This is a genomic window from Phosphitispora fastidiosa, from assembly GCF_019008365.1.
In the GTDB taxonomy this organism is placed as follows: Bacteria; Bacillota; Thermincolia; order Thermincolales; family UBA2595; genus Phosphitispora; species Phosphitispora fastidiosa.
The window spans coordinates 41997-48313 of sequence record NZ_JAHHUL010000027.1; the positions used below are offsets into that span (position 1 = coordinate 41997).

General features: G+C 45.8%; 8 protein-coding genes. 3 read left to right on the top strand and 5 right to left on the bottom strand.

Translation table 11 applies throughout. The annotated features are described in order from the left end of the window. The first annotated feature begins 22 nt into the window (after nt 1-22). Nucleotides 23-709 (top strand): CPBP family intramembrane glutamic endopeptidase, encoded by a 687-nt coding sequence (locus Ga0451573_RS17930; RefSeq protein WP_231685536.1) that lies wholly within the window; start codon nt 23-25, stop codon nt 707-709. 49 nt (nt 710-758) lie between these two features. Here Ga0451573_RS17930 and Ga0451573_RS17935 read toward each other — a convergent pair whose 3' ends face one another. Beyond that, a complete protein-coding gene (locus tag Ga0451573_RS17935; protein WP_231685537.1) occupies nt 759-1211 on the bottom strand; it encodes a hypothetical protein in 453 nt (150 codons plus the stop codon). A 175-nt stretch (nt 1212-1386) separates the two neighbouring features. On the opposite strand from Ga0451573_RS17935, the gene Ga0451573_RS17940 reads away from it, so the two are divergent. Further along, nucleotides 1387-1749: a hypothetical protein gene (locus Ga0451573_RS17940; RefSeq protein WP_231685538.1), complete on the top strand. Its 363-nt coding sequence runs from the start codon at nt 1387-1389 to the stop codon at nt 1747-1749. Nucleotides 1750-1877: 128 nt separating this feature from the next. Here the strand turns inward: Ga0451573_RS17940 and Ga0451573_RS17945 are convergent, their stop codons facing one another. The 4 genes from Ga0451573_RS17945 to Ga0451573_RS17960 all read right to left on the bottom strand — a co-directional run bounded on the left by Ga0451573_RS17945 (nt 1878) and on the right by Ga0451573_RS17960 (nt 4626). Continuing rightward, the gene (locus Ga0451573_RS17945; protein WP_231685539.1) at nt 1878-2531 is read right to left on the bottom strand and encodes a YidC/Oxa1 family membrane protein insertase; all 654 of its coding nucleotides are present in this window, start codon (nt 2529-2531) and stop codon (nt 1878-1880) included. A 21-nt stretch (nt 2532-2552) separates the two neighbouring features. Then, entirely contained in the window at nt 2553-2822 is a 270-nt protein-coding gene (locus Ga0451573_RS17950; RefSeq protein ID WP_231685540.1) for a hypothetical protein, read from the bottom strand. A gap of 107 nt (nt 2823-2929) precedes the next feature. Beyond that, nucleotides 2930-4012, bottom strand: a complete 1083-nt coding sequence (locus Ga0451573_RS17955; protein ID WP_231685541.1) for a hypothetical protein — start codon at nt 4010-4012, stop codon at nt 2930-2932. Between the two features lie 14 nt (nt 4013-4026). Next, a complete protein-coding gene (locus Ga0451573_RS17960) occupies nt 4027-4626 on the bottom strand; it encodes a hypothetical protein (protein ID WP_231685542.1) in 600 nt (199 codons plus the stop codon). A gap of 216 nt (nt 4627-4842) precedes the next feature. Here Ga0451573_RS17960 and rlmD point away from each other — a divergent pair, with 216 nt between their 5' ends. Next, nucleotides 4843-6228, top strand: a complete 1386-nt coding sequence (gene rlmD, locus Ga0451573_RS17965) for a 23S rRNA (uracil(1939)-C(5))-methyltransferase RlmD (RefSeq protein WP_231685543.1) — start codon at nt 4843-4845, stop codon at nt 6226-6228. Nucleotides 6229-6317: the final 89 nt, after the last annotated feature.

Consider the following 6317-nt stretch of genomic DNA (forward strand, 5'->3'; position numbering starts at 1 on the left):
AATTAATTGAGAGGTGAGAGTTTTGTCCGCCGATGGACCGGTGAATGAAGCAGCAATCTGGGGATTAAAGGAAATTATTTATATTTTTGCCCTCCGGGCCATTTTCGGGTACGTGACAACCCGGCTAGCCGGACCGTATACAGGTGAGCTGACGGGAGCGGTGGTTACCCTGGCAGACAGGATGCTGACGATTATCCTGATTTACCTGATAGTACGCAGGCTGACTGAAGGGTGGCAGCAGGCATTGGGGCTGAAAACCGGCGGACTGGCCCGGCAGGTAGCCATCGGACTGGCCGCAGGTGTCGGCCTGCTGGCAGCGCTAAATATTGGAGAAAAGGCGCTTTATCGTTTTCTGGCGGTGGAACTGCAGACACACCCGCTAATTGGTTCCGCTTTTGGGGCCGGCAGTTTTTCGCAATTCCTCTGGCCCCTTTTGGCAGGGGGGATATTCACTCCAGTTGCGGAAGAAATGCTGTACAGGGGGATGATTTATCCTGCTGCTGCCCGCCGGGCAGGGGTTGCTGGCGGAGTTATTATTTCTGTGATAGTGTTTACGGTATTTCATTTTAATTTGTATTGGCTGGGGGAGATATTTTTTGCCGGACTGGTCTTTACCCTGTTATATATCAAGACCCGTTCAATAATCCCGGGTATTATCGCACATGCAGCGGTTAATTCATGGCGGCTGATAATGGCGTTCCTGGCGTGATTAGCCTGATTAACTGCAGCAGGGAGCCATTAAATTCTTAAAGAGGACTTTAGAGTAACTCTGTTCTTTGATCAAGGTATTTCAGAATAAAAGCAGTAGAAAAACCGAACACAATTGAACCGATGTAGAGATCGAGCGCTGCACGAGGCGGGATATTGATCCACATCGGCATTTTAAAGAGAGTGCCGATGCCTGTCAATAATACCCAGAGAATAGAACCAAAAATCATTCCCTTGAGCCACCAATAGTTGCTCGTAGCGTATCTAAAGAGAGCGGCAAATACTATTCCAAACAGGGCACCGACACTAACGTGTGCCACCAACTGCATAAAATGGGCAAGAAGTCCCTGGTAGTTCTGGCTCATAACCAGAACACCTGCATAATCACCGAAATCCCTGGTGGAAAAGCCAAGCACTGTGGTCAGATTGGCATAAATCTCCTGGAACACACTAGCCAGCATTCCCGAAATTGCTCCGGCAATCATACGGTCATTTTTTAGCATGGCAGATTATCACCCTTTCAAGCTTGTTTAAGCCATATGAACAGCTTGAAATATAGTATTGTATATTTTTATCATAATAATTCGTCGACTCATATTATGTTAGCTGAATGATTCGCAGCCCGCCATTATTGGATGAGGCAGCTAATTGGTTTTTAGCAGACAGGGGAGGTAGGATATGAGGTTTTTGCGGGTCTATGCTTCCGGTTCTATAGCAATAGGCATTTTGCAGGTGATTGACGGGATCCTCTTGGTATTGGGTAAGGGTGACCCAGTGCAGTTCAACTATGTTGTAGCTGTTTTTGAGCTTCTGTGGATTCCTGTTTGTACCGTAATGGTTTTTTTGTTTAAGAGAAATAAAATAAGCATGGTGTCTCCGTATTCATACGTCCTGTACAACTTTATCGGCTGGACAATTGCGGCATTGCTGCTAAAACCGGATGCTGCCGCAATCCCGATATGGTTTGCAGGTATCGGAGCCTTATTTGGAATTTATTATGTAATTATTAATGACCGGTTATTAAGAAGATTATCCCGATAGGGATTGCCGGCGAATTCCTTTGGTTTATCACATTCATACATATTTAAAGATATTAAAATTAAAAGATATTAAAAGGCTGCTGAATTGATCAGCAGCCTGAATACCCGGGTTTTGCCCGGGATTTTTGTTTATCCCACAGATTTCAGCATTTCTTCAGGAGGGGTCACTTTTAAAAACCGCGTTCTGAAAAATTCCATGGCCAGTATTTTCTTTTCGGCCAGGCTCAGCATAGAACTGATACCCCAATAAACACTAAGCGCTGCCGGAGCCTTCCAGAGGAATAACAGTCCTATGACAGCAGGTATAATGAACATTAACAGGTTCCTGTCCGCAGAGGCAAGACCTCCCAGTCCTTGGAGCAGGCCGGCTGTGGCTGGCAGAATATGCAGGTTATCAATGCTGCCTGCATTCACCACCCATGGAATCAGGATACTGCCTGCTGTAGTCCCAAAGTTAACTAAGGCAAAATAGAGGGAAAACAAAATCGGGGCCTGTACCAATATCATTATTAACGGCATCAGCGGGTTTATTCTGTGTTTTGCAACAATTTTGACCAGCTCACTGTTAATCCTGTCAGAGCGGTTTTTAAACTTTTCTGACAGAAGTGACTTTACTTGACCAAGATTCTGGGATAACAGGAGAGCTTTTTGCTGTTTTATGGTCACGGGAAAAAGCAAAACCTTTACCGCCAGGGTGAGCAGGACAATGGCAAGAACCCAGTCACCGGTGAAACTTATCAGGAGATCCAACAGTTGGCTAAACACAGTGCCTAATATATTCACAATATCTTACCTCCTCAGTTTTTAGTTGTAAGAAAAAACAGAGGAAGTAAAGAATGGTGTTTCATCATCATTGTCACTGATTTTAATCTTTCTCCTGACAACCAGATACTTGCGTATTACCGGACGTATGCTGGCCAAAGCCCTGATGCTAACCAAAGGCCTGCCGGCATCGCAGACTTTCCGCACTGCATAGGAGTTTTTGGATAAGAATTGAAAACCCAGCCAGGAAAATACTACTATTAGGCTTACATTAAGCGAAACAGCTAGTAATATATGGCTGTCAAGCTGCATTTGACCCACCACCTAAAGGGATTATACATGTATTTGAAAATATTATATATTGATTCCGGCCAGATTACAAGCTGTCTGCATATGCGAGGTAATCATTTAAAATTGGTTCATTCAATATATATATCATCTGCACAGTTATATGCATTTTCCGGCTGGAATGGTTCATTACAGGCATACCTGCCGGTGTTTAACACCGCAGTTCCCACCAAGCTGCGGAAAAACGGGATATCGGCGTTTTCTTCAATTACCCGGAACCGGTCTTTGTCAATGTGGTAAGTCGTCATATAATTGACCGAAATCTCCGGTTCCTCAGCCATGACGAAAATGTTCCCCTGCTTTTTAAGCTTAAACAGGTATTCCAAAGGGTGTTTCTCTCCCCTGGGGAAGATGAAAAATCTTGCCTCGTACTCATCATGTGTCAGGATCGTAAAGGGAATGTAGCCCAAGGGTATGTTGACATTTTTGGCTGCAGGGATGGGTTTACCGGTAATCGACTCATTCCCGAAGCTTATTTTGAGCTCACCATAGGCCACGAAAACAGGGCTGTCCTCCCTGGCAATAAAAAGGTAATAAAAGTAATCATCAAAGGATAATTCCTCTTTTAACACCACTTTGGCCTTATTTTCGTTATGCGGTTTTATCAATAGTCTCAGCCGAGCCTGCCTCAGGATGGATTTAACAGACACATTTACATAGCTGGACAGGAATGAAACGCTTCTCAGCATTACAGGAGGCGGAATCAGGGGACTCATCAGGTAATTTCCGAAGGGGTAAATGGTGTTTTTCAGCAGGTATCGATAGAAAACTAAAATACCAAGTCCCATGAATATAGGCAGCACATAGAACAGCAGGGATATGCTGAACGTCCACCGGGAGCCGAGGGTTAATATACTTGCCCAGGATATTACCACTACCGCTATGGTTAGATTAATATATTGGATTATCAGGCGTCCGGGGGTGTCGGGAAACAGGTAATGCATCTGATACTTTTCAATAAGCTTGTACATCTTTCCGGTAATATTGGTATCACTCTGATAGGAGAGGTCGAGAAATTCCTCCAGGATGTCCTGAAGACGTTCAACTCTCCGCTGTACTGTCAGGGAAACAAAAATGCCCACAGAACCGAGCAGGGTTATCAGGGCTGCATTTATGGAAGTAAGGACACGTAAATATGATTGAACATCAAACAATAGCAACACCCCGGTTAAGTTTCAAGGTTAAAGCGGGCATTTTTAGCTGCAGATGCAAGCGACTTTTCGCCGTTTTCCAAGGCCTTATTTTCCAGAATCCTTAATGAAGACTGGGTATTGCCTGTGGGAAGCCCCTTAAGTGCGGCAATTCGTCCCATGCCTGCAGTGGAATCGATAATTTCCCGGCAGGCATCGTAAAAACCGTTTTGCACCAGAAAGGAACCTACAGTTCGCAGGCCCTCACATATATAGTTCCAAACCTCTTCCGTGAAGGGGAAATCGGGCATCAGGCATCTGCTGAATATCATTCGGAGCCGGTACATATAAAGTTCTGCCATGGGTTCTTCGTTTTCCACGTTAATTCTTGCCAGAAGGTATTTAAGCAGCTCATTGATACCTGTTTTTATTTTATCCAGATGGCATTTAGCGATTTCCTCCATCATAATTTCCTGAAAGCCGCTTAGTCCTCCGGGAGGCGCAACGGGGGACAGCAGCTCTTGCGGGGAGGGAACTGCCTCCAATTTGGCCAAATCTATGTAGCCATTGTTACCGGCGGTTTGTGAGTTCTCTAGTTCCAGCCTGATTCTGACCAGGAACCTGTCTGTGTTTTCCATTCAATGCACCATAGGTAAATAATATTTTCTTCTATTATGTCATAGGTTTGCTAAAGGTATACGGCTGTGTAGACAGTCCTCTGAGCTGAAAGCCGCAGCAGCAGGCGTTTTGCGGTTGCAGGAATTTTTTTAGTGACAATAGAAAAATATAGTAATAATTAAAGATAGCGGAAATCAAGAAGAAGTTCGGAAAATAAAGAATTTAGGAGGAAGCACATGAGCCGGGAGATGGTTGTAAATCCGGGAGATCAGATTGAACTGAGGATAGATTCAGTTAATCACCAGGGGGAAGGTGTCGGAAGATACCGCGGTTTGGCGGTGTTTGTGCCCTTTACCGTCCCGGGAGAAGAGATTCTTGCTAAAATAAACAGTGTTAAGAAAAACTTTGCCCAGGGTGAAATAGTTCAGGTTCTCTCTTTAAGTGAAAAGAGAATTGAGCCCAGGTGTCCGGTGTTTGAAACCTGTGGCGGGTCAAAATTTCAGCACATGGATTACGGGTTGCAGCTTGAGCTGAAGAAGCAGCTTGTTGAGGATTCCCTGAAACGCATCGGGAGGATTACCGGTGTGGAGGTCAGACCGGTAATCGGGATGGAAAACCCGTGGGGTTACCGCAATAAGGCACAGTTCCAGGTTGATATGATTGACGGTAAAATAAAGCTGGGCTTCTTTGAAGAAGGCACCCATGTTCTGGTCCCGACAACAGACTGCCATTTGCTTGACGAGCAGGTACGGGGAATTGCTGCAGTTACCGAAGGGCTGCTGAATAAATTCAAACTGTCCGTTTATAGCTTGGAAACCGGTAAGGGACTGCTGCGCCATGTGATTATCAGGAAAGGGTGGTTTACCTCAAAGGTTATGGTGGTTCTGGTGACCTCGGGTGAGAAGTTTCCGGAGGCTTTTACAATTGCCAGGGAGCTGCGGGCAAAAGTCCCGGTTGTAGTCTCGGTTGTCCGCAATATTAATCAAAACCCGGCTCGTCAGGTGTTTGGCCGGGAAACACAGCTCCTGTCAGGGCAGGCAACCATCACAGATCATATCGGGAAATATGTTTTCGCTATCTCCCCGGAGTCATTTTTTCAGGTGAATTCCCAGCAGATAGAGATTTTGTATGCAAAAGCTCTTGAATATGCGGCTTTGACTGGAGAGGAAACAGTCCTGGATGTATACTGTGGAATTGGGACGATTTCACTGTTTTTGGCGGAAAGGGCCGGCCGGGTGATTGGCTATGAGGAGTCTGTACAAGCTGTGCATGATGCCGGGGCCAATGCCAGGATAAACAAGGTGACAAATGTGGAATTCGTCTCCGGCAGGGCTGAGGAACGCCTGCCCAGGCTGGCTGAGCAGGGTTTCAGGCCAGATGTGATTGTAGTTGACCCGCCAAGGCAGGGTATTGATAAAAAGGCTCTACAGGCAATAGCTGATATGCAGCCGAAAAGGATGGTGTATATCTCCTGTGACCCCGGCACATTAGCCAGGGACCTGCAGTTTTTGTCCCACCGGGGATACAGGGCGGTGGAAGTGCAGCCGGTGGATATGTTTCCGCAGACGAGCCACGTTGAGAGTATAGTTCTGATGACGAATAGTGGTTTGAAGGGCAAATAAGGCAGGTTAACCTGCGATTGTCAAGAAAAAACTGAGCCAGTCGCCAGAAAAAAAATGAGCCACTAGCGCCAGGAAAAAAGTGAGCCACT